This is a genomic window from Serratia sp. EWG9, assembly GCF_019913725.1.
GTDB classification, from domain to species: Bacteria; Pseudomonadota; Gammaproteobacteria; order Enterobacterales; family Enterobacteriaceae; genus Serratia; species Serratia ureilytica.
Map to the genome: position 1 here is coordinate 232,142 of NZ_JADNRO010000006.1, position 20,764 is coordinate 252,905.

Here is a 20,764-nt window from a genome sequence, read left to right on the forward strand (position 1 = left end):
CGTTCGCAGTGCGCGCCGTGACTGGCGCGACAAGCTTGTCAATAAGCGAGATCAGATTTTACTGAAAAACTGAAAAAACCGATCGTTTGGCGCTTTATTAAACGTTAGAAAAAAACGGCATATTGATCTGATTTAATATTCTAAAAAACTGTCTACAACCACGATTTTGATCGAAGTCGCGGAAATTAGGTATTTTTCCTAACAGCGCGTTGGCGCCGAACCCCGATAACGCAGGGCCGGCGCGGTTTACAGCGCTCAGCCTTCGTGCTGGGTGTGCACCATGTAGTTCACGTCAACGTTGCGCCCAAGCTTGAAATGATCGGTGATCGGGTTGTAATGCAGGCCGATCATGTGCTTTTCGCGCAGCGGCGTGTCGTCGACCCAGCCGATCAGTTCGGAAGGGCGAATAAACTTCTTATGATCGTGGGTGCCCTGCGGCACCATCTTCAGCACGTACTCCGCGCCGATCACCGCCATCAGCCAGGCTTTGGTGTTGCGGTTGATGGTGGAAAAGAACACGTGGCCGCCCGGTTTCACCAGTTGGGCGCAGGCGCGCACCACCGAGGCCGGATCGGGCACGTGCTCCAGCATTTCCATGCAGGTGACCACGTCGTAGCGCTGCGGGTTGGCCTGAGCGTGGCTTTCCACCGTCTCCTGCACGTAAGTCACGTTCACGCCGCTTTCCAGCGCGTGCAGCCGGGCGACCTGCAGCGGCTCCCCGCCCATGTCCAGGCCGGTCACTTCGGCGCCTTCGCGCGCCATGCTTTCCGCCAGAATGCCGCCGCCGCAGCCCACGTCGAGCACCTGCTTGTCAAAAATGCCGCCGGCGCGCTGCATGATGTAGTTCAGGCGCAGCGGGTTGATGCGGTGCAGCGGTTTGAACTCGCCTTCCAGATCCCACCAGCGGGAGGCGACGGCCTCGAACTTGGCGATTTCCTGGTGGTCAACGTTTTGCACTCGGCTGGATGATTCTGCGTTCATGGGCTTGTCTGGCTCCTTGTTCTCGTTGCGCGGATTATACATGTTCCGGCGCGGCATCGTCTGCGTCGATGCGTTTTTAGCGCACTAATCTGTACAATTTCCGTGAAACAGCGGCGGTTATTTTCCCGTAAAGCGTGCTTTGTGATATAGTTTTACACCTTTGCCACTATGGCAGCGGGCAGATGAATCATTAGTAGAGGGATAGCAGCTCCATGAGCGACCTTGCCAGAGAAATCACACCGGTAAACATCGAAGACGAGTTGAAAAACTCGTATCTGGACTACGCGATGTCCGTTATTGTCGGACGTGCGCTGCCAGATGTTCGTGATGGACTGAAGCCGGTTCACCGCCGCGTTCTTTACGCGATGAGTGTATTGGGTAACGACTGGAATAAACCATACAAGAAATCGGCCCGTGTCGTCGGGGACGTGATCGGTAAATATCACCCGCACGGTGACAGCGCGGTTTACGACACTATCGTGCGTATGGCTCAGCCGTTTTCACTGCGCTACATGCTGGTGGACGGTCAGGGTAACTTCGGTTCCGTCGACGGCGACTCCGCCGCGGCGATGCGTTATACCGAAGTGCGCATGTCCAAGATTGCTCACGAACTGTTGGCGGATCTGGAAAAAGAAACCGTCGACTTCGTGCCTAACTATGATGGCACCGAGCAGATCCCGGCCGTTATGCCGACCAAGATCCCGAACCTGCTGGTCAACGGCTCGTCGGGCATCGCCGTGGGCATGGCCACCAATATTCCGCCGCACAACCTGGCTGAAGTCGTCAACGGCTGCCTGGCCTATATCGATGATGAAAACATCAGCATCGAAGGGCTGATGGAACACATCCCGGGGCCGGACTTCCCGACGGCGGCGATCATCAACGGCCGTCGCGGCATTGAAGAGGCCTACCGCACCGGGCGCGGCAAAGTCTACCTGCGCGCGCGCGCGGAAGTGGAAGCCGACGCCAAAACCGGCCGCGAAACCATCATCGTTCACGAGATCCCGTATCAGGTGAACAAGGCGCGTTTGATCGAGAAGATCGCCGAGCTGGTGAAAGAAAAACGCGTAGAAGGCATCAGCGCGCTGCGTGACGAGTCCGATAAAGACGGCATGCGCATCGTGATCGAAGTCAAACGCGACGCGGTCGGCGAAGTGGTGCTGAACAACTTGTATGCGCTGACGCAGCTGCAGGTTACCTTCGGCATCAACATGGTCGCGCTGCATCAGGGGCAGCCTAAGCTGCTGAACCTGAAAGATATCCTCGAAGCCTTCGTGCGCCACCGCCGCGAAGTGGTCACCCGCCGCACCATCTTCGAACTGCGCAAGGCCCGTGACCGCGCCCATATCCTGGAAGCGCTGGCTATCGCGCTCGCCAACATCGACCCGATCATCGAGCTGATTCGCCGTGCGCCGACGCCGGCGGAAGCGAAAGTCGCGCTGGTGGCTCAGCCGTGGGATCTGGGCAACGTCAGCGCCATGCTGGAACGCGCCGGTGACGACGCCGCTCGCCCTGAGTGGCTGGAGCCGGAGTTCGGCATCCGCGACGGCAAGTACTACCTGACCGAGCAGCAGGCTCAGGCGATTCTGGATCTGCGTCTGCAGAAACTGACCGGCCTGGAGCACGAAAAGCTGCTGGACGAATATAAAGAGCTGCTCAACTTCATCGCCGAGCTGATCTTTATTCTGGAAAGCCCAGAGCGCCTGATGGAAGTGATCCGCGAAGAGCTGGTGGCGGTCAAAGAGCTGTACAACGACGGCCGTCGCACCGAGATCACCGCCAATACTTCCGACATCAACATCGAAGACCTGATCAACCAGGAAGATGTTGTGGTGACCCTGTCTCACCAGGGCTACGTGAAGTATCAGCCGCTGTCCGACTATGAAGCTCAGCGCCGCGGCGGCAAAGGCAAGTCCGCCGCGCGTATTAAAGAAGAAGACTTTATCGATCGCCTGCTGGTGGCCAACACCCACGATACGATCCTGTGCTTCTCCAGCCGTGGCCGCCTGTACTGGATGAAGGTGTATCAACTGCCTGAAGCCAGCCGTGGCGCGCGCGGCCGCCCAATCGTCAACCTGTTGCCGCTGGAAGCCGATGAGCGTATCACCGCCATTCTGCCGGTGCGCGAGTATGAAGAAGGGCGTCACGTGTTCATGGCCACCGCCAGCGGTACCGTGAAGAAAACCGCGCTGACCGAGTTCAGCCGTCCGCGCAGCGCCGGCATTATCGCCGTCAACCTCAACGAGGGCGACGAGCTGATCGGCGTCGATCTGACCGATGGCACCAACGAAGTGATGCTGTTCTCCGCCAACGGTAAAGTGGTGCGCTTCCCGGAAACGCAGGTGCGTTCGATGGGCCGTACCGCGACCGGCGTGCGCGGCATCAACCTCGGCGAAGGCGACAGCGTGATTTCGCTGATCGTGCCGCGCGGCGAGGGCGACATTCTGACCGTCACGCAAAACGGCTTCGGTAAACGTACTGCAGTCACCGAGTACCCGACCAAGTCACGCGCCACCCAGGGGGTTATCTCCATCAAGGTGAGCGAGCGTAATGGCCAGGTGGTTGGCGCCGTGCAGGTGGAAACCAGCGACCAGATCATGATGATCACCGATGCCGGCACGCTGGTGCGTACCCGCGTTTCGGAAGTCAGCGTGGTCGGTCGTAACACCCAGGGCGTGACGCTGATCCGTACGGCGGAAGACGAAAACGTCGTCGGTCTGCAGCGCGTGGCCGAGCCGGTGGAAGACGAAGAGCTGGACAGCCTGGAACCGGGCGCGGAAGCGGTGGAAGAAGACACTACGCCGCTGGACGATGGCGACGACGCGGCTGAGCCGATGGACGACGACAACGTTTAAGCAAGGTGAGGGCGTCGCATGCCGACACCGTAATGCACTGAGACAAAAGGGCCTGGCAGCGATGCTAGGCCCTTTTTCAGTTATATGGTTTAATTGGCGCACCGAGCCGCCGGCCGCTGCGCCGGCGACAACGCGCGCCGCCACTGACTTTCGTATGGTATCCGATTGAAATATTTAGCCTCTTTTCGAACTACGCTGAAGATATCCCGCTATCTGTTCCGGGTGCTGGCGATTTTGCTGTGGTCGTTGGGAGCGCTGCTCACCACCTTTTATATTCTGAATATCCTGCATCAGAAAGAATCGGACATCCGCCAGGAGTACAACCTCAATTTCGATCAGGCGCAGGGCTATATTCGCCATTCTGCCGACATCATACGCGACATCAAGTACATGGCGGAAAACCGCCTCAACGGTTCGGTCAGCGGCTTGGACATGTTCAGCGGTGTGATCCCCGGCAAGGGCAGCCCACCGCAATTCTATCCGCTGTATCCAGAGTCTAACTGCGCCCTGAGCGCCACTTACCGCAGTTCACTCGATTCGCTGAGCGGCCTGATCCAGTATTGGAAAGAGAACTTCGTGGCGGCCTACGATCTCAACCGGGTGTTCTTTATCGGCGGCGACAGCCTGTGTCTGGCGGAATTCGGCGGCGGCAACGCGGTCGCCAACCGGGAAAACATGCTGAAGCTGCTGCACGAGCGCATTCTGAAATACCGCAACGCCAAGAATCTGGACAAAGACAACAACCTGTATTGGGTTAGCCCCAGCGCGCAGCGGCCTGACATCGGTTATCTGTATGTGCTGACGCCTCTCTATATCGGCAACAAGCTGGAGGCGCTGCTGGGCATCGAGCAAACTGTCCGGCTGGAAGATTTCGTCACCGCCGGCAACCTGCCGATCGGCGTCACGCTGCTGGATGAAAACAACGATCCGATCCTGCGCCTGGCGGATGGCGATCGCTATGCCGCTGCGCTCAACAGCTACCCCGAAGAGCATGCTTACTTCGGTTATGTCGACAACTACCGCGATCTGATCCTGAAAAAAGCGCTGCCGCCTTCATCGCTGAGCATCGTTTATGCGCTGCCGGTGAAAAGCGTGGTGGAACGCTTCAAAATGCTGATCCTCAATGCGCTGTTGCTGAACCTGTTGTCGGCTATCGTGCTGTTCACGCTGGCGTGGCTGTTTGAGCGCAAGATGTTCCTGCCGGCGGAGGACAATGCTTTCCGGCTGGAAGAACACGAACAGTTCAACCGCAAGATCGTCGCCTCGGCGCCGGTGGGCATCTGTATCCTGCGCATCAGCGATGGCACCAATATTCTGAGTAACGAACTGGCGCACAACTACATCAACCTGTTGACCCACGAAGATCGCGATCGCATTACGCGCATCATCTGCGAACAGCAGGCGAACTTCGTCGATGTGATGACCAGCAACAACAATAATCTGCAGATCAGCTTTGTCCATTCGCGTTACCGCAACGAAGAGGTGGCGATCTGCGTGCTGGTGGACGTCAGCGCGCGCGTGAAAATGGAAGAGTCGCTGCAGGAGATGGCGGCGGCGGCGGAGCAGGCCAGCCAGTCTAAATCGATGTTCCTGGCTACCGTCAGCCATGAGCTGCGCACGCCGCTGTACGGCATTATCGGCAACCTCGATCTGCTGCAGACCAAGGCGTTACCGCCAGGGGTCGATCGGCTGGTCAATGCGATGAACAACTCTTCCGGGCTGCTGCTGAAAATCATCAGCGATATTCTCGACTTCTCCAAAATCGAGTCCGAGCAGCTGAAGATTGAACCGCGTGAGTTCTCCTGCCTGGAGGTGATCACCCATATCGCCGGCAACTATTTGCCGTTGGTGGTGAAGAAACGTTTGGGGCTGTACTGCTTTATCGAGCAAAACGTGCCGGAGCGTATCTTCGGCGATCCGGTGCGGCTGCAGCAGGTGCTGTCCAACCTGGTGAACAACGCCATCAAGTTCACCGATACCGGCTGCATCGTGCTGCAGGTCTGCACCCGCGGCAGCTACCTGGAATTCAGCGTGCGCGATACCGGCGTCGGTATTCCGGAGAAGGAGATCTCACGCCTGTTCGATCCGTTCTTCCAGGTGGGCACCGGCGTGCAGCGCCACTTCCAGGGCACCGGTTTGGGGCTGGCGATCTGCGAGAAATTGGTCAACCTGATGGACGGCGACGTCTCCGTCGAGTCCGAACCGGGGCTGGGCAGCTTGTTCAGTATTCGCATTCCATTGTTTAATGCCCAGTTCCCGATCCCGCAGGCCAGCGATACCTGGCAGGGCCGGCGGCTGTGGCTGGATATCCGCAATCAGCGGCTGGAAAGCTACCTGATGGCGATTCTGGGCGGCTACGGCGCCGATATCCAGCGCTATGACGGGCAGGAGACCGCCGCCGACGAGGTGATGCTCAGCGATTATCCGCTGATGCTGAACACGCCGCTGTTGGCTCAGATCCAGTTCTCGACCGAACATATCGGCCCGTCGCTGGAAACCCGGCCAGGCTATTGGATGCACAGCACCTCTACGCCGCGTGAAACGCTGACCTTGATCAACCGATTGTTCGGCGTTGGCAACGGCGTGGCAGAGGCGCTGGTGCAGCTGCCGGTGCCCGCCAAGGCCAGCGCGGCGGACAACGGCGATATTCATCTGCTGGTGGTCGACGATCATCCGATCAACCGTCGTCTGCTTTCCGATCAGCTGGGGTCGCTGGGGTATCAGGTGGTGACCGCCAACGACGGCGTAGACGCGCTCGCCGTACTGAAACAGCACCACGTCGATATTGTGTTGACCGACGTCAATATGCCGAACATGGACGGCTATCGCCTGACGCAGGCGCTGCGGGAGATGCAGTTCAGCGCGCCGGTGATCGGCGTGACGGCGAACGCGTTGGCGGAGGAGAAGCAGCGCTGTCTCGAGGCGGGCATGGATAATTGCCTGTCGAAACCGGTTACGCTGGAGACGCTGGAGCAGACATTGGCTTATTACAGCCAGCAGGTACGCTACAACCGCAGCGAGGCCTGAAAAGCAAACAGGCACGGCGGATGCCGTGCCTGTTTGGCGTTAACCTGCCGTGAGGCGGGCTTTAGTCTTTGTCCAACGGCGTCATGCTGACGGACGAGAGGTAGTTGAGCAGGGCGATGTCGTTTTCTACGCCCAGCTTCATCATCGCCGATTTCTTCTGGCTGCTGATGGTTTTGATGCTGCGGTTGAGTTTCTTGGCGATTTCGGTCACCAGGAAACCTTCGGCGAACAGACGCAGCACTTCGCTCTCTTTCGGCGACAGGCGTTTGTCGCCATAGCCGCTGGCGCTGATTTTCTCCAGCAGTTTGGAGACGCTTTCCGGCGTGAACTTCTTGCCTTTCTGCAGGGCGGCCAGCGCCTTCGGCAGATCGGTCGGCGCGCCTTGTTTCAGCACGATGCCTTCGATATCCAGATCCAATACCGCGCTCAGGATCGCCGGGTTGTTGTTCATGGTCAGCACGATGATCGACAACTGCGGATAATGACGCTTGATGTACTTAATCAGCGTGATGCCGTCGCCATACTTGTCACCCGGCATCGACAGATCGGTGATCAGCACGTTGGCATCCAGCTTGGACAGATTGTTGATCAGTGCGGTTGAGTCTTCGAACTCCCCAACGACATTCACCCATTCAATTTGCTCAAGTGACTTCCGGATGCCAAACAGTACGATAGGATGGTCATCAGCAATAATTACGTTCAGGTTATTCATGTTGTTGGCTACCTTGCTTCAGCAGTCTGCTGACGAAAAAATCAATCTGACTGATGTTATTCTCGATCTCGGGCGCATCACCTTCTGCGATGCGCTGTTCTAACGATTCGCACAGCTGCTTGCCGGGAAGCAGATTTAACATGGCAAACACGCCTTTCAGGCGGTGTGCGGTTTGTGACAGCGCATTGAAATCACTGCTGCCCGCCTCAGTATACAGTTTTTTGACATCATCGGGTACTGTATCGACAAACAGCCCATAGTAATCACTTGATTTCAATTGTTTTTCATAGAGTTGGATATCTTCTGAGCTCAATGAAAGCGGACTTTCTTCCTGCTCCAGCGCGGCCATTTGCTGTTCGATCAGCATCAGCACGGCGTCGATTAATGCGCCGTTCAGGTTATAGTTCACCCGAATGTAGCGTTTATCCAGCGCTTGCCAACCCGGTTCATCGGTCGCCAGCAACAGCGTGTAATCATCGGCTCGCTGCGGATTATCGGTCAGCAGCACGTCATAATCGCGGTTGACCGCGCGATCTTCGGCGACGAGGCAGTCGGCACCGTAAGCCTGCAACAGGCGGGTCACGATGCCGCGCACTTCATCTGACGTGATGTCCAGCAGGGCGGTGACGCCGTCGAGCAGCTTTTCCTGTTCCTGCGGCTCTTTTCTCTCCATCTCCATGGCGACGCGAATGGTATAGCGAGTGCCGATATCCACTTTGCTGCGAATGTCCAACTGGCCGTTAAGCTTCTTGCACAGCTGATTGCACAGGAAGAAAGTGAGGCCGGAACCGTGGTTGAAGCGGTCCACCAGCGTCTGGCTGAGGAACGGGTAATTGAGATTGCTGATCTCTTCGTTGGAGATGCCGGAGCCGGTGTCGTTGATCTGGAAAATCAGGCGATCCGGGTGTTCGGGCTCATGGTCGATGACCAGAGAAATCTTGCCGCAGGCGGTGGTGATAATGGCGTAATGCACCAGCAGCGAGATCACTTTGCGCAGCGCGTTGGCGTCGCCGATGTAGTTCTGTTCGACGTCCAACTGGAAATGCTTGAACAGCGCCAGCCCCTTTTGATTGAGGGCGGGCAGGGCTTCCAGCAGCAACTCGTCGATCATCGCCGCCGGGTTGAACGGCTCGCGCGTCGGTTGCCAGTCCTGGGTTTCCAGCCGCGTCAGCAGAGTGATGTTCTCGATCAATCCCAGCACCGACGACGACGCCGCCGTCAGTTGGCCCAGCAGCGCCTGCTGTTGTTCCTCATCCGGCTGGTTGCGCAGGCTGTCGACCAGATCGTGCATCTGGCGCACCGGCTGATTCAGTTCGATGCCCAGGTTGTGCAACATCAGTTTGCGCGCCTGCACGTTTTTGTCGTATTCACGCCGTGCCTGCTGCAGCCGCTTGTTCACCATGACCTCTTTATCCTGATCGTGCATCAGGAACAGGTAGGTATCCGGCGACAGTTGGCTGCGGAAAATACGGATTTCATACACCTCGTTGTTGACCGTTGCCTGAATGACGCCGTGGTGCTGTTCGGCCATATGGGCGATTTTTTGCAGGCTGAGGTGCGGCAGCAGGTGCTCGGCGATTTTGTTGCTGGCGATCACCGCATTGTTGGCGAAGCTGTAAACCAGCAGGCCGGAGGGCAGGCTGGAGACGATTTCCTGATTCAGCGCGCGCTCGGCCTCCAGCTCAACCGCCATGTTTTCGCTCGGGCGGATGTACTGGCGGCGGATAAAGTAGATGCTCAGCATCGAGAGCGCCAACAGCAGCAGGTTGACCGCGATCAGCCAGATGTTGTTGCGCAGCAGATCGATGGCCAGATTAATGGCCGAAACGCGATACACCACCTTCAGCGGCGCATTAGGCAGGGCGGCGCTGAACTCCACCCAGCCGCCGCTCATCGCCGCCTGGGCGCCGAGGGCGGTTTCCGCCGGGATGGCGCTGTCGTCGAGCTCGACATCGTCCGGCTGCAGCAGGAAATTGGCGCGGGCCAGGTTGGCCGGAATGATGTCGTTGATCGGCAAGTCGAAGGCGATCACCGTCGCCAGATGCCCCGGCTGATTAAAGGTGGTGCGAATCGAGAATGAATAGGCGTTCTGGAAGCGCTGTTTGCGCAGATCGGAAAAGCTCTCGCGTTCGTCGAGCATATTGGCCTGTTGCAGCATCTCGGCGCGGCGTTCGTCCGCCGAAGTGGTCAGGTAGCTTTCCCTAAAGCGCGAAGCCAGCTCTTTGAGCGGCTGAGTGGTGATCAGACTGAGGCTGTTGTCCTGACCATTGAGGTAATACATGGCGTAGCTCTCGGTCTTGGCGCCCCAACGGTTGTCCAGGTAGTCCGAGATGTTGGCGATCATCGCCAGCGTGTTCTCGTCATGGCTGCCGAAGATCACCGCGTCGGTTTTCTTGTGCGGTTTCTCGACATAGTAGACGTCGGGGCGCAGGCGGGTTTCCTGCAAACCGGGATCGACATTCTGCGCCGGCGCGTTGCCGAATTTGTCATAGACCTGATAGGTCATGTAGCGATAGGTATCGATGCGCTTTTGCAGCGAACCGGCGATGCTGTTCAGCGTGTACTTCTTTTCCGCCAGCCAGGCGTTGGTGTAGTTGTAGCCATACAGGCCGATGCCGATCGTCAGCAGCACGATAAACAGCAGGAAGCAGCGAGTGATATTGCTGGAGCTAATGGTCAGTTGTTTATTTTGCATAGTGGCTGCGCATTCCTGAATCAGCGAGTGACGGCCCTGGCGCTGGCGGTCACCGCCAACAGCAGAGCGGCTACGCAGGCGAAGGCCACCGTCAGGCTGGAAAACTGAGCGACAAAGCCGATCAGCGCCGGGCCGGCCAGAATACCGGCATAGCCGACGGTGGTAACGGACGCGATCGCCAAATTGGCCGGCATATCGCGTTGGTTGCCCGCGGCGCTGAACAGAATCGGCACGACGTTGGAAGCGCCCAGGCCAACCAGCATAAAGCCGACCAGCGAAACGGTGGCGTGATTGAAGGCGATAGCCAGGCTGAGACCGACAGCGGCGCACAGGCTGCCCAGCAGCAGCACCCGGTAGCGGCCCAGCGAGTTCACCACCCGATCGCCATTGAGGCGGCCGAGCGTCATGGTGATGGAAAACAGCGCATAGCCCAGCCCGGCCTGGCTGTGTTCGACGCCGCGCAGCGTGGTGAGGAACAGCGCGCTCCAGTCGAGCATCGAGCCTTCCGCCAGGAACATGATAAAGCACAGAATGCCGATAAACATCACCCAACCGCGCGGCAAGACGAACATCGGTCCGCCGTCGTCGTCGGCGCCGCTGTCACGCAGCAGATGGCGGCTGGCGAACGCCAGCAGCACGATCACCGCCAGCACGGTGATCAGGGTGGATTGCAGCGGCGTCAGCCCCAGCCACAGCAGCGCGCTGACGCCGCCTGCGCCGGCGATGCCGCCGATACTGAAGAAGCCGTGAAAGCCGGACATCATCGCCTTGCCGCTGTTGCGCTCGACGATCACCGCCTGCACGTTCATCGCCACGTCTATCATGCCGATCGCCGCGCCGAACAACAGCAGCGCCACGGCCATGCCGCCGAGGGAGTCCATCAGCGCCAGCAACGGCAAATCGATGCACAGCCCCAGCCCCGCCATCAGGATCACCGCGCGGCAGCCCAGTTTGCCGGTCAGGAAGCCGGTCAGCGGCATCGCCAACATGGAGCCGGCGCCGATACATAACAACAGCAGGCCGAGCGAGCCGTCATCGAGGCCGATGCGCGTTTTGGCGAAGGGCACCAGCGGCGCCCAGGCGGCCATACCCAGGCCGGCGACGAAAAAGGCCAGGCGGGTGGCGATCTGTTGAGGAACGCCGGGCGTTTGCTGTTCATTGCACAAGGTGGCTGTCATGTAAGCGTCAGGATCTTGGGTCAAAAGAGTGGCGAAAGTTACTGACAGTTTTTATCACAATCCGCGATCCGGGTCGAAAAGATTCGCGCCTGATTCCTCTCTGGCGCCGCCTCGGCGCACCAGCCATAGGGCGATCGCCTGGACAATATAGTCTTTTTGCTGCTCGTCCAGCGCGATGCCCTGCGGTATGCCGTGCCATTTTTCCAGGCAGCTTCGGCAGCAGGTGGCGGTGGCGTGTTGGGCGACGAACACCGGGTGGCCGCGCATCGGCGTCTGCTTGCCATCGTTTTTGGGGTGGGCGGCGGCCAGACGGCGATCGATAAAGTCGCGGGCATGGCTGAGGATCAGCGGCAAGCCTTTGTCGTCAAGATAGCTCTGGTCTTTGGGATTCAAACGGAAACGGGCGCGGAAGGGGGAGCCTTGCAGCCGCCGCCATAGCGCCTCTGGGTGAAATGGCATCATGACTTTACTCGCTGAGGGTGAGCTTTTTTTCAGGCTACCAGAAGTGAAACACTCTGCGGCCAATTTTGCCTGTGACACACAATATTCGGCGAGATAAAGCACGAAATGAAAAACAAATTCAATTTGTAGACCAAAATAAGAGAAAAGATTAGCAATTAGTGCGGATGTAAATTGGCGAAACTATATCGCTAGGTTATTTATTTGCGTGCTATTTGTGCGGATTGAAATTGTGAGGACAGTGTGGAGGAAAATAAAAAACCGGCCAGAAGCCGGTTAAAGGTATGCAGAAATTATCTTCGGATAATGAAGGTAATAATGAAAATAATGATGATAGCGAGGTGATTATAGCGGCTGCGTGCAGGCGGCGTTTTGGCACAATGTGCTTATTGTCCAGTACAATTGTATGGTTGGCTTTTTTTTCTTAAAGATTTGTATAACTACATGATTTTTTATCAATTAATCTATTCTTTGTCTTTAAGTGCTTTATTTTGTTTGTCGGTAATGTTTTGTGAAAGTTCGCGCACATTTACATTTTGAAACCTTTATTAATCACGCTGAAACACTATCGGATACTTGGTATCATTTTCTTTCTGGATTAATATAACCCTTGTTACCAGAATGGTAATGCACAGTCGTGCTAATAATGCTCGAAAAGGGCAGTGGCCGTAGCTCGACATAATTAACGAGGATAATAACGATGAAACTTCGAGTACTCTCTCTGATGGTACCCGCACTGCTGGTTGCAGGCACAGCAGGCGCGGCGGAAATCTACAACAAAGACGGTAATAAACTGGATTTGTACGGTAAAGTCGACGGTCTTCACTATTTCTCCAGCAACAACGGCGTGGACGGTGACCAGTCTTATATGCGTTTTGGCCTGCGCGGCGAAACGCAAATCAGCGATCAGCTGACCGGCTACGGCCAGTGGGAATATCAGGCTAACCTGAACCACGCTGAAAACCAGGACAACAAGAACTTCACCCGTTACGGCTTCGCCGGTCTGAAATTCGGCGACTACGGTTCCTTCGACTACGGCCGTAATACCGGCGTGCTGTACGACGTCGCGGCGTATACCGACTTGCAGCCTGAGTTCGACGGTATGACCTACGGCGCCGACCAGTTCATGTTCCAGCGTTCCAGCGGCCTGGCGACCTACCGTAACAACGACTTCTTCGGTCTGGTTGACGGCCTGAACTTCGCCCTGCAGTACCAGGGTAAAAACGGCAATGGTGAAGAGACCAACAACGGTCGCGACGTCCTTGGCCAGAACGGCGAAGGCTACGGTATGTCCATGAGCTATGACATGGGCTACGGCATCAGCGCGGCGGGCGCCTTCTTCAACTCTCGCCGCACCAGCGAGCAGAACGGCGCTAACGGTCACCAGAACATCATGGGCCGCGGCGACAAGGCCGAAGGTTACTCCGGCGGTCTGAAATATGACGCCAACGACGTCTACCTGGCGGTGATGTTCACCCAGTCCTACAACGCGGCGCGTTTCGGCAGCTCTGCCAAGGATGATGGTGCTTACGGCTACGCCAACAAGGCGCAGAGCTTCGAAGCCTATGCGCACTACCAGTTCGATTTCGGTCTGCGTCCGTTCGTCGGCTATAACCAGACCAAAGGTAAAGACCTGGGCCGCGCCGGTAACGGCAAGGACTACGGCGATCAAGACCTGGTCAAATTCGTCGACCTGGGTGCGACCTACTTCTTCAACAAAAACATGTCTACCTATGTTGATTACAAAATCAACCTGATGGACAACAACGACTTCACCGACGCTGCCGGTATCAACACCGACAACGTGGTTGCCGTGGGCCTGGTTTACCAGTTCTAAGCACCTCAGTGTGAACGTCATCGCGCGGCCTTCGGGCCGCGTTTTTTTTGCCTGTAAACCGGTAAAAAAGCACGGATTGATCCGCTATCGGCACGGGAAGCACCGTGGTTTTCCTCCTTTAAGCCTACGCTGTCAGTACAAAAAAGAGGGGGATGATATGGAACTCAAGATCGATAAGGTGATCGAAACGGTGCTGTACGTCAGCGATATTGAGCGCGCGGACGCTTTCTACCGAGAGGTGCTGAGGCTGCCGGCGATGGTCGCCAACGAGCGGTTCCGCGCCTATAACGTTGGCGATCGGAGCGTATTGTTGCTGTTTGTCGAGGGCGATTCGCTGCGTGGGGCGCATTATCCGACCGGCTTTATTCCCGCGCACGATGGCGTGGGGCCGGCGCATATCGGGCTGGCGGTGGCAAAAGACCAACTGCCGCACTGGGAACGGCATCTGACGGCCAACGGCGTGGAAATTGAGGGGCGCATGCGTTGGGATCACGGTGGCGAGAGCATCTACTTTCGCGATCCCGACGCCCACCTGTTGGAACTGGTGACGCCGGGCATCTGGGCCAATTACTGATCGAACCCGCCTTGCGCCAACAACGCCAGCGCGGCATTCAGCACCTGCAACGCCGGCTGCGGCTGGCGCTCAATCTGCACCCTGACGATGGCGCCGTCGATCAGCATCGCCAATATCGCGGCGTGCTGTTCCCGCTGCGGGCCTGCGGGCAGGTGGCGCGCCAGTTCATCCGTCATCTGTTGCTTATGCCGGCCGGCGAGGTGCAGGCTTTCCGGCAGCAGATCGGCGATCTCCACGGCCGTATTGATAAACGCGCAGCCGCGAAAACGCGGATCGTCGAACCATTCCGCCAGGCAGGGCGCCAGCGCCGGCAGTAACCCGCCGCTCTGCGCCACATGTCGATCCAACGCTGTACTGAACCAGGTTAGCCACTGCTGGTGGCGATAGGCCAAAAACGCCGTAATCAAATCGTTCTTGCTGGGAAAGTGGCGATAAAACGTCACCTTAGTGACGCCTGATTCCTTGATGATGCGATCGATGCCGGTGGCGCGGATCCCTTCCTGATAGAACAGATCGTGGGCCGTCAGCAGGATGCGCTGACGGGCGGGCAAGGTGTTGCGATCGGCGGTCATCATTTTTCTCCCAAGCTATTTTCGAGTGATTGTAGACAACTCTGTCTACATGCGCTAGCGTAATGATGTAGACAGAGTTGTCTACTTGCCTATACGCAGGAGATGATCATGAGCATTAAACCCCCATTGCCGCCTTTTACCCGTGAATCCGCCATCGAAAAAGTACGGTTGGCGGAAGATGCCTGGAACAGCCGCGATCCTGAGCGGGTGTCGCAGGTCTATTCCCTCGATACCCATTGGCGTAATCGCGCGGAGTTTGTCGACGGCCGCGTGGCGGTGGTCGCATTTTTGCAACGCAAGTGGGCGAAAGAGCTGGAGTATCGGCTGATTAAGGAACTGTGGGCGTTTGACGGCGCGCGCATCGCGGTGCGTTTCGCCTATGAGTGGCGCGACGATTCCGGCAACTGGTATCGCAGCTTCGGCAACGAAAACTGGGAGTTCAATCAGGAAGGGTTGATGATCAACCGCCATGCCTGCATCAACGACATGCCGATTCGCGAACAGGATCGGCGTTTTCATTGGCCGCTCGGTCGGCGCCCGGACGATGTCCCGGCGCTGAGCGATTTCGGCTTTTGAATCCGATGTCGCGCCCGCGCCGGCCGAACGTGAGAAAAAGCGCACCGATCGACAAAGGGGAGTTTGTAGAAAAGCCTTTCCACTTCTAGACTTAGGGGACAACAAACGTACTCCAAGAGGACAAGCTATGACGAAGAAGTTGGTTTTGGCCGTCGGCACTGCGGCAGTATTTTCCATTCTTGCCGGCTGCACCGCCTATGACCGTGCAACCAGTTATGTCAATGAGCCGGTGGTCAGCGATGTCAAAGTAGGGATGACCAAGCAGCAGGTGCGGGCGATTGCCGGTCCGCCGTCGACGTCCGCCACGCTGATCCATGCGCAGGGCACTTGCGACACCTATGCGGTCGCGCCGCGCGATGGCAAAGTGCAAACGTATTTTGTCAGCTACAACGACACGGGCCATGTCATGAACAAGGGCTATCAAACCTGTTCAGACTACGATTCGCAGCCGAAGTAATCGCGTTTCAGCCGAACATAAAAGCCTCGCTTTTGCGGGGCTTTTCATTTTTTAAGCGTTTAAGGCCTGAAGTTTAGGCAACTGCGCCGCCGATGCGATTTTTTTGCATCAAAACGATAGACATTTCATAACGGTATCGCTAATATCAGCGCCCATTGGAAGGATGGCCGAGTGGTTTAAGGCAACGGTCTTGAAAACCGTCGAGTGTAACAGCTCCCAGAGTTCGAATCTCTGTCCTTCCGCCAAATTCAGCCGGCTTAGCTCAGTAGGTAGAGCAACTGACTTGTAATCAGTAGGTCACCAGTTCGATTCCGGTAGCCGGCACCATGATAAAGCAGTACCGGCGCCCTGAGTGCCAAAAAAACCGTCAGCCGCAAGGTTGGCGGTTTTTTGCATTATGTCGTCTCAAACGGGCAGGTCAGGGCAGCCAGGCACCGAGCACCACCCCGAGAATCATGTACTCATCGGCATTCAAAGTCGGACAACCCGGCATGTTCCCCTTAAGCCACTGATGACCGGCTTCCTCAACATACCTTCTAAAGATAAGTTCTGCGCTGTCGCAGCGTTTCGCTATCACCTTATCGCCGGGCACGAGCTCGGTTATACCGGCAGTCATGGGTTCGACAAGAATCAATGCTCCCTTTGGGTAATTGGCGCCGGCAGAGCCGCTCATCGTGTCATCCCGCACCGGCAACCAGTAGGCCAGAGCGCTGCATTGCACCATCGCCGGGTAGTGGACGGTCGTTCCTTTGCGCAACTGTTCATGAGACAACGGCAATGTCCATGCCAGCAGCGGCAGCGTTTTAGCCAAGGCCTGTGCGGCCTTCTGCCTGACGGGGCGTTGCCCGGTCTGCTCCAGGCCATCCAGCCAGCCGATTTGCACGGCGAAGTACTGTTCAATCCTTCGCGCCATGTCCCCACTGATGCCCTTTTTACCCTTCTTGCCCGGCGGGTAGAGCAGACGAGAAACATAGTCTGCGGCAATGCCGAGCGCCTCGGCAAGGCGCTTTTGCCCCCCGACGCCGAGGTTATCGATCAGGATGATCAGGCGCTCTCGCCGCATCTCCTGCAGGTGCATTTTTTGCTCGTTTTTCATGAGGCCATCGTACCTAAATTTACCTGCAGGTAAATGGATTTTCGCTATTGAAAAAAGATACCTCTGGGTATACTTGGTACTGGTTATTTGTACAGTATTTTGTGCGATATCCCTCGGTGAGCCCGCCGGGCGGATCGGTTGTTGCGTCTTGGCGCACGCCGAGCAGAAGAACGGCTCGATCGACGTCGGTCAACAACATGGAGCCCTGGCGATATGGCAAACGCCCAAAGGAGGTGGAAGCATGAGAGATATGAATGAAGTTTTGGAGCGGTGGGGCGTATGGGCCAGGGATAACAGCGGCATCGACTATTCCCCCATTGCTGCCGGGTTCAAAGGGCTGTTGTCCTATAAGTCGAATGGCGAGCGTTCCTGTTGCGATGATGACGGCCTGGTGATCGACGGTTGCGTGGGCAGATTGAAGAAATACAAACCCGAAGAGTTCGATCTCATCATTGCCCACCATGTTTATGGCATATCTCTGCGTAAGATCGCCCTGAAAAGGAAATGTTCAGACGGTACGATACGCAAAGAGATGCAAACGGCGGAGGGATTTATCGGGGGATGCCTGGCGATGTTGGATATAAAGTTGAGTATGGATCGCTGAAACGCCTGTCGTTGACGTTGATGAGGGTTTATTTCTCGTTTCCCTATTGCGTCAGGAATAACAATAGCGCATGCGCGTTGCAATAATTAATAAAAGGCTCGCGCGTACGCAAATAAGCGTGTAATCTGATAAAACTGAATTGTTGTCGGCGCCGCCGCACGATAGCTAAACCTCGCTCCGGCGGGGTTTTATTTTTTATGATAAAAGGCTCACGCGTACGCAAATAAGCGTGTAATCTGATAAAACTGAATTGTTACCGGCGCCGCCGCACGACAAATAAACCTCGCTTCGGCGGGGTTTTTCATTTTTAGCCTCCTTGTCAAAACGGTCAATCACTCACTGAATAATGACTGTCGTTGAATGGCCACGACGGGAGGCTAATCCTTCTCCTTTATAAAACGGCGCAATCCTTATTTATCTGCTCAGGTTGGGCAGAACGGATAAGCCATTTTCGACAGCGTAAATGGCCGTTTTTTAAATGGAACAGGAATGACGGTTAGGGGCTGCATTTCGCCGCTCTTTTCCATGACTCCCGACGATCGGGCTATGCCCCGGTAAGGGGAGGGTGATGACTATGCCTTGGAAAAATGAACCAAACATCCTTTCAATGCTGCTTGCTTTCGGTATGACGCTGCTGGGAGCGATCGCCAGCTATTCCTTCAAGGTCTTGAACGGCGAAACCTTTAGCTGGAGGACGCTGTTTTTGCAGCTGTTCGTTTCTATTTTCGCCGGTTTGACCATGGTGATGATTGCGCTGCATTACGACTGGCCTTCGGAGGTGATGGGCGGCGTATGCGGTATGGCGGGATGGTCGGGAGCATCGCTGATCAAGGCATTGGAACGCCGATTTCTCAATAAAGCGTCAGGAGGAAACCATGAAGATAAGTGACGACGGCATGGCGCTGATTAAGCGTTTCGAAGGCCTGCGGTTGCAGGCTTATCAGGACTCGGTCGGCGTTTGGACGATCGGCTACGGGTGGACTCAACCGGTAGCGGGACGAAAAGTTGGGGCCGGCATGGTGATCAACGCCGCAACGGCCGAGCGTTTGCTGGTGTGCGGTGTCGCTCAATTCGAACAGGGCGTCGAACGGCTGGTGGCGGTGACGGTCACGCAGGGGCAGTTCGATGCGCTGGTGAGCTTCGCCTATAACCTGGGCCTGCGCGCGTTGGAAAACTCGACGCTGTTGCGCAGGCTGAACGCCGGCGATCGGCAGGGGGCGGCCGACCAGTTCGGCCGATGGGTGAATGCGGGCGGTGTGCGGCTCGATGGGCTGGTTGCCCGGCGTGCGGCGGAACGCGCGCTATTCCTTTCCTGATGCCCAAATGCATCTGCAGAACGATTCAACTCTCGAAACGACGGAGACCTTGTCCAAATGATTGAAGATGAAATCCAACGCTCGCTGACTGCGCTAACCCATCTGGCGGTTCACCCGCTGATCCTGCCGGATCCGCAGCAAGAAGGCGTGACCTATCAGAAGATCAGCGATCTGAAAGTGAACACCGGTCTGGTTGACAGCTCGCTGGTGCAGAGCCGTTTTCAGGTCGTGTTGTACGTAATCGACGATTACTCCCGGCTGATCGCTCTGGATAAAGTGGTTTTGAATGCCTGGGAAGGGGTTCGACATGGTCATATCGGCGAATGGCCGGTACAAGCGGTCACGCGCAGCACCCTTTTGCAGAGCGCCACGCCCCTGGCGGATAACCGCGTCCAATATCGGATGGCCCGCGATTACCTCATCACCCATTCCGAGGTGGCGGCGTGATCGCCATAAACGTTACCGGCATGGCGGAATTGACTCGCCGTTTGGAAGCGATTCGGCGCGAGGTCGCCAGTCACATTCTGCCGGAGGCCGGCCACGCCGCATTGGCCCCGGTTCTTGGCACCATGCGGCAGTGCGCCGAACGAGGGGCGCCAAACAGCGAACCCTCGCTGAGCGCCGGTATCGCGATACGCCCGGCCGTTACCGGATGGAACGCGGTGACGTTGCGCGTCGGCCCCAGTAAACAGCATTACCGCAGAGCCCTGGAACAGGAGTACGGCACGGCAACGCAAGCCGCCGCCCCGTTTATTCGCCCTGCGCTGGATCACCACAAGCACCAAGTGTTACGCATCCTGGCGGCTCACGTCCGCTATGGCATCGAAAACCGGTAGCGACCGCTACCATCCTTCATCAAAAAGAGAGAGAAAAACTATGGCTGATAAAACTTCGCCAGAATACGCCATGCTGCCTGCCGGCACTATCGTCAAATGGGGCACCGTCGGGGCTGCAACCACGGCCATGAAGGCGCTGACCAACTGTAAAGCGGTAGGTGAAATGGGGCAAACCGGCGGTTTTGTCGATTGCACCACGCTGCTGGATACCGCCAAGCAGTTTATTTCCGACCTGCCGGAAGGCGCGGAGAAATCCATCGGTTTCATCGACGATCCGTCCAACGCCGATTTTGCGGCGCTGCTGAATGCGGCGGACAAGCGCGAAACGGTGCAGTTCTACGTCGAGTTGCCGAACGGCCGCACCTCCACCTCCATCCTGTCGCTGTCCGGCTGGAAAATGAATGAGATCACCGCCCCGGCGAGCGAAGTCATTCAGATTACCGTCCAGGGCAAGCAAAACAGCAACACCTGGGGCACGGTCACCCCGAAAGTGTGACAAACCGACGGTTCGCGCTGGCTTAACGTCTGAGGGCGTTCGGCGCGAACGCTTCCGCCGCGGGCCATGTGGCCTGCGGCAACCCGCTTATGTACAGAGTAAACCGAATTGAACAAGGAAAAACTGATGACAGAGAAATACGATCTGAAAGCGCTGAAAGCGGCGCTGCTGAAATCCGACGACCACGTGATTGAAACGCAGATCTTTGGCGCCAAAGCCTTTATCCGCCGCTTGAAAGCGGCGGAGCTGCAGGAAAATGAAGACGGCATGAAGGCCGCCATCGACAGCGGTGACATGAACAAAGCCGCGCAGCTTAACGTGCAGCTGCTGCTGTCATGCCTGATGACGCCGGACGGCAAACGCATTCCGGCCGGCGCCTTGCCGAGCGTTGACGATCTGCTGGCGGCGCACGATAACCCAACGCTGGTCGAAGCCATCGGCGCCGTCAAGCGCCATGCGGTCGGCAGCCTGGAGGAAGCGGAAAAAAACTGAC

The 20,764-nt window shown here is 57.0% G+C and carries 20 protein-coding genes and 2 tRNA genes; 15 read left to right on the forward strand and 7 right to left on the reverse strand.

Annotated features, from left to right (window positions below):
• Window positions 1-255: 255 nt before the first annotated feature.
• Entirely contained in the window at window positions 256-981 is a 726-nt protein-coding gene (gene ubiG, locus ITX55_RS15680; protein ID WP_072627308.1) for a bifunctional 2-polyprenyl-6-hydroxyphenol methylase/3-demethylubiquinol 3-O-methyltransferase UbiG, read from the reverse strand.
• A gap of 212 nt (window positions 982-1,193) precedes the next feature.
• On the opposite strand from ubiG, the gene gyrA reads away from it, so the two are divergent.
• Together gyrA and rcsC are read left to right on the forward strand one after the other, a co-directional pair.
• Window positions 1,194-3,836 carry a DNA topoisomerase (ATP-hydrolyzing) subunit A gene (gene gyrA, locus ITX55_RS15685; RefSeq protein ID WP_033643840.1) on the forward strand — a complete coding sequence of 881 codons (2,643 nt, stop codon included), beginning with the start codon at window positions 1,194-1,196 and terminating at the stop codon, window positions 3,834-3,836.
• Window positions 3,837-4,001: 165 nt separating this feature from the next.
• The gene (gene rcsC / locus ITX55_RS15690) at window positions 4,002-6,863 is read left to right on the forward strand and encodes a two-component system sensor histidine kinase RcsC (protein WP_197755843.1); all 2,862 of its coding nucleotides are present in this window, start codon (window positions 4,002-4,004) and stop codon (window positions 6,861-6,863) included.
• Window positions 6,864-6,924: 61 nt separating this feature from the next.
• On the opposite strand, the gene rcsB is transcribed toward rcsC, so the two are convergent.
• The 4 genes from rcsB to ITX55_RS15710 are packed head-to-tail and all read right to left on the reverse strand — an operon-like array spanning window position 6,925 to window position 11,910.
• Complete coding sequence (gene rcsB / locus ITX55_RS15695) at window positions 6,925-7,575, reverse strand: response regulator transcription factor RcsB (RefSeq protein WP_004935900.1); 651 nt, start codon at window positions 7,573-7,575, stop codon at window positions 6,925-6,927.
• Window positions 7,568-10,270, reverse strand: coding sequence for a phosphotransferase RcsD (rcsD, locus tag ITX55_RS15700; protein WP_108681609.1), 2,703 nt, complete (start codon window positions 10,268-10,270; stop codon window positions 7,568-7,570). The genes rcsB and rcsD overlap by 8 nt, the downstream gene beginning before the upstream one ends.
• 20 nt (window positions 10,271-10,290) lie before the next feature.
• Complete coding sequence (locus ITX55_RS15705; protein WP_096242445.1) at window positions 10,291-11,448, reverse strand: MFS transporter; 1,158 nt, start codon at window positions 11,446-11,448, stop codon at window positions 10,291-10,293.
• Between the two features lie 54 nt (window positions 11,449-11,502).
• Window positions 11,503-11,910: a DUF4186 domain-containing protein gene (locus ITX55_RS15710; RefSeq protein ID WP_089192050.1), complete on the reverse strand. Its 408-nt coding sequence runs from the start codon at window positions 11,908-11,910 to the stop codon at window positions 11,503-11,505.
• A gap of 697 nt (window positions 11,911-12,607) precedes the next feature.
• Between ITX55_RS15710 and ompC the strand changes: the two genes are divergently transcribed.
• A complete protein-coding gene (ompC, locus tag ITX55_RS15715) occupies window positions 12,608-13,744 on the forward strand; it encodes a porin OmpC (protein WP_033651922.1) in 1,137 nt (378 codons plus the stop codon).
• Between the two features lie 157 nt (window positions 13,745-13,901).
• Window positions 13,902-14,318 (forward strand): VOC family protein, encoded by a 417-nt coding sequence (locus tag ITX55_RS15720; RefSeq protein ID WP_033651921.1) that lies wholly within the window; start codon window positions 13,902-13,904, stop codon window positions 14,316-14,318.
• On the opposite strand, the gene ITX55_RS15725 is transcribed toward ITX55_RS15720, so the two are convergent.
• Window positions 14,312-14,890: a TetR/AcrR family transcriptional regulator gene (locus ITX55_RS15725; protein ID WP_033651920.1), complete on the reverse strand. Its 579-nt coding sequence runs from the start codon at window positions 14,888-14,890 to the stop codon at window positions 14,312-14,314. The two genes, ITX55_RS15720 and ITX55_RS15725, sit on opposite strands and share 7 nt — an antisense overlap.
• A gap of 108 nt (window positions 14,891-14,998) precedes the next feature.
• Here ITX55_RS15725 and ITX55_RS15730 point away from each other — a divergent pair, with 108 nt between their 5' ends.
• The 4 genes from ITX55_RS15730 to ITX55_RS15745 all read left to right on the forward strand — a co-directional run bounded on the left by ITX55_RS15730 (window position 14,999) and on the right by ITX55_RS15745 (window position 16,250).
• On the forward strand, window positions 14,999-15,466 hold the full coding sequence (locus ITX55_RS15730; protein ID WP_108681607.1) for a nuclear transport factor 2 family protein: 468 nt from the start codon (window positions 14,999-15,001) through the stop codon (window positions 15,464-15,466).
• Between the two features lie 127 nt (window positions 15,467-15,593).
• Window positions 15,594-15,923, forward strand: a complete 330-nt coding sequence (gene osmE / locus ITX55_RS15735) for an osmotically-inducible lipoprotein OsmE (protein WP_004935874.1) — start codon at window positions 15,594-15,596, stop codon at window positions 15,921-15,923.
• Window positions 15,924-16,080: 157 nt separating this feature from the next.
• Window positions 16,081-16,168: transfer RNA gene (locus ITX55_RS15740), tRNA-Ser, on the forward strand.
• A gap of 6 nt (window positions 16,169-16,174) precedes the next feature.
• A tRNA-Thr gene (locus ITX55_RS15745) sits at window positions 16,175-16,250 on the forward strand.
• A 91-nt stretch (window positions 16,251-16,341) separates the two neighbouring features.
• On the opposite strand, the gene ITX55_RS15750 is transcribed toward ITX55_RS15745, so the two are convergent.
• On the reverse strand, window positions 16,342-17,019 hold the full coding sequence (locus tag ITX55_RS15750) for a LexA family transcriptional regulator (protein ID WP_108681605.1): 678 nt from the start codon (window positions 17,017-17,019) through the stop codon (window positions 16,342-16,344).
• Window positions 17,020-17,260: 241 nt separating this feature from the next.
• On the opposite strand from ITX55_RS15750, the gene ITX55_RS15755 reads away from it, so the two are divergent.
• From ITX55_RS15755 to ITX55_RS15785, 7 genes are all read left to right on the forward strand, one after another.
• Window positions 17,261-17,623: an antiterminator Q family protein gene (locus ITX55_RS15755; protein WP_042785760.1), complete on the forward strand. Its 363-nt coding sequence runs from the start codon at window positions 17,261-17,263 to the stop codon at window positions 17,621-17,623.
• 568 nt (window positions 17,624-18,191) lie between these two features.
• On the forward strand, window positions 18,192-18,512 hold the full coding sequence (locus ITX55_RS15760) for a phage holin family protein (protein ID WP_033652509.1): 321 nt from the start codon (window positions 18,192-18,194) through the stop codon (window positions 18,510-18,512).
• Window positions 18,499-18,939, forward strand: a complete 441-nt coding sequence (locus tag ITX55_RS15765; protein WP_147879905.1) for a lysozyme — start codon at window positions 18,499-18,501, stop codon at window positions 18,937-18,939. Before ITX55_RS15760 ends, ITX55_RS15765 begins: the two co-directional genes overlap by 14 nt.
• 57 nt (window positions 18,940-18,996) lie before the next feature.
• Window positions 18,997-19,386, forward strand: a complete 390-nt coding sequence (locus ITX55_RS15770) for a hypothetical protein (RefSeq protein WP_089192045.1) — start codon at window positions 18,997-18,999, stop codon at window positions 19,384-19,386.
• Entirely contained in the window at window positions 19,383-19,775 is a 393-nt protein-coding gene (locus ITX55_RS15775) for an HK97-gp10 family putative phage morphogenesis protein (RefSeq protein WP_033652512.1), read from the forward strand. Before ITX55_RS15770 ends, ITX55_RS15775 begins: the two co-directional genes overlap by 4 nt.
• A 40-nt stretch (window positions 19,776-19,815) precedes the next feature.
• A complete protein-coding gene (locus ITX55_RS15780; protein WP_033652513.1) occupies window positions 19,816-20,271 on the forward strand; it encodes a major tail shaft subunit in 456 nt (151 codons plus the stop codon).
• Between the two features lie 126 nt (window positions 20,272-20,397).
• On the forward strand, window positions 20,398-20,763 hold the full coding sequence (locus ITX55_RS15785) for a phage tail protein (protein WP_025160180.1): 366 nt from the start codon (window positions 20,398-20,400) through the stop codon (window positions 20,761-20,763).
• The last annotated feature ends 1 nt before the right edge of the window (window position 20,764 follow it).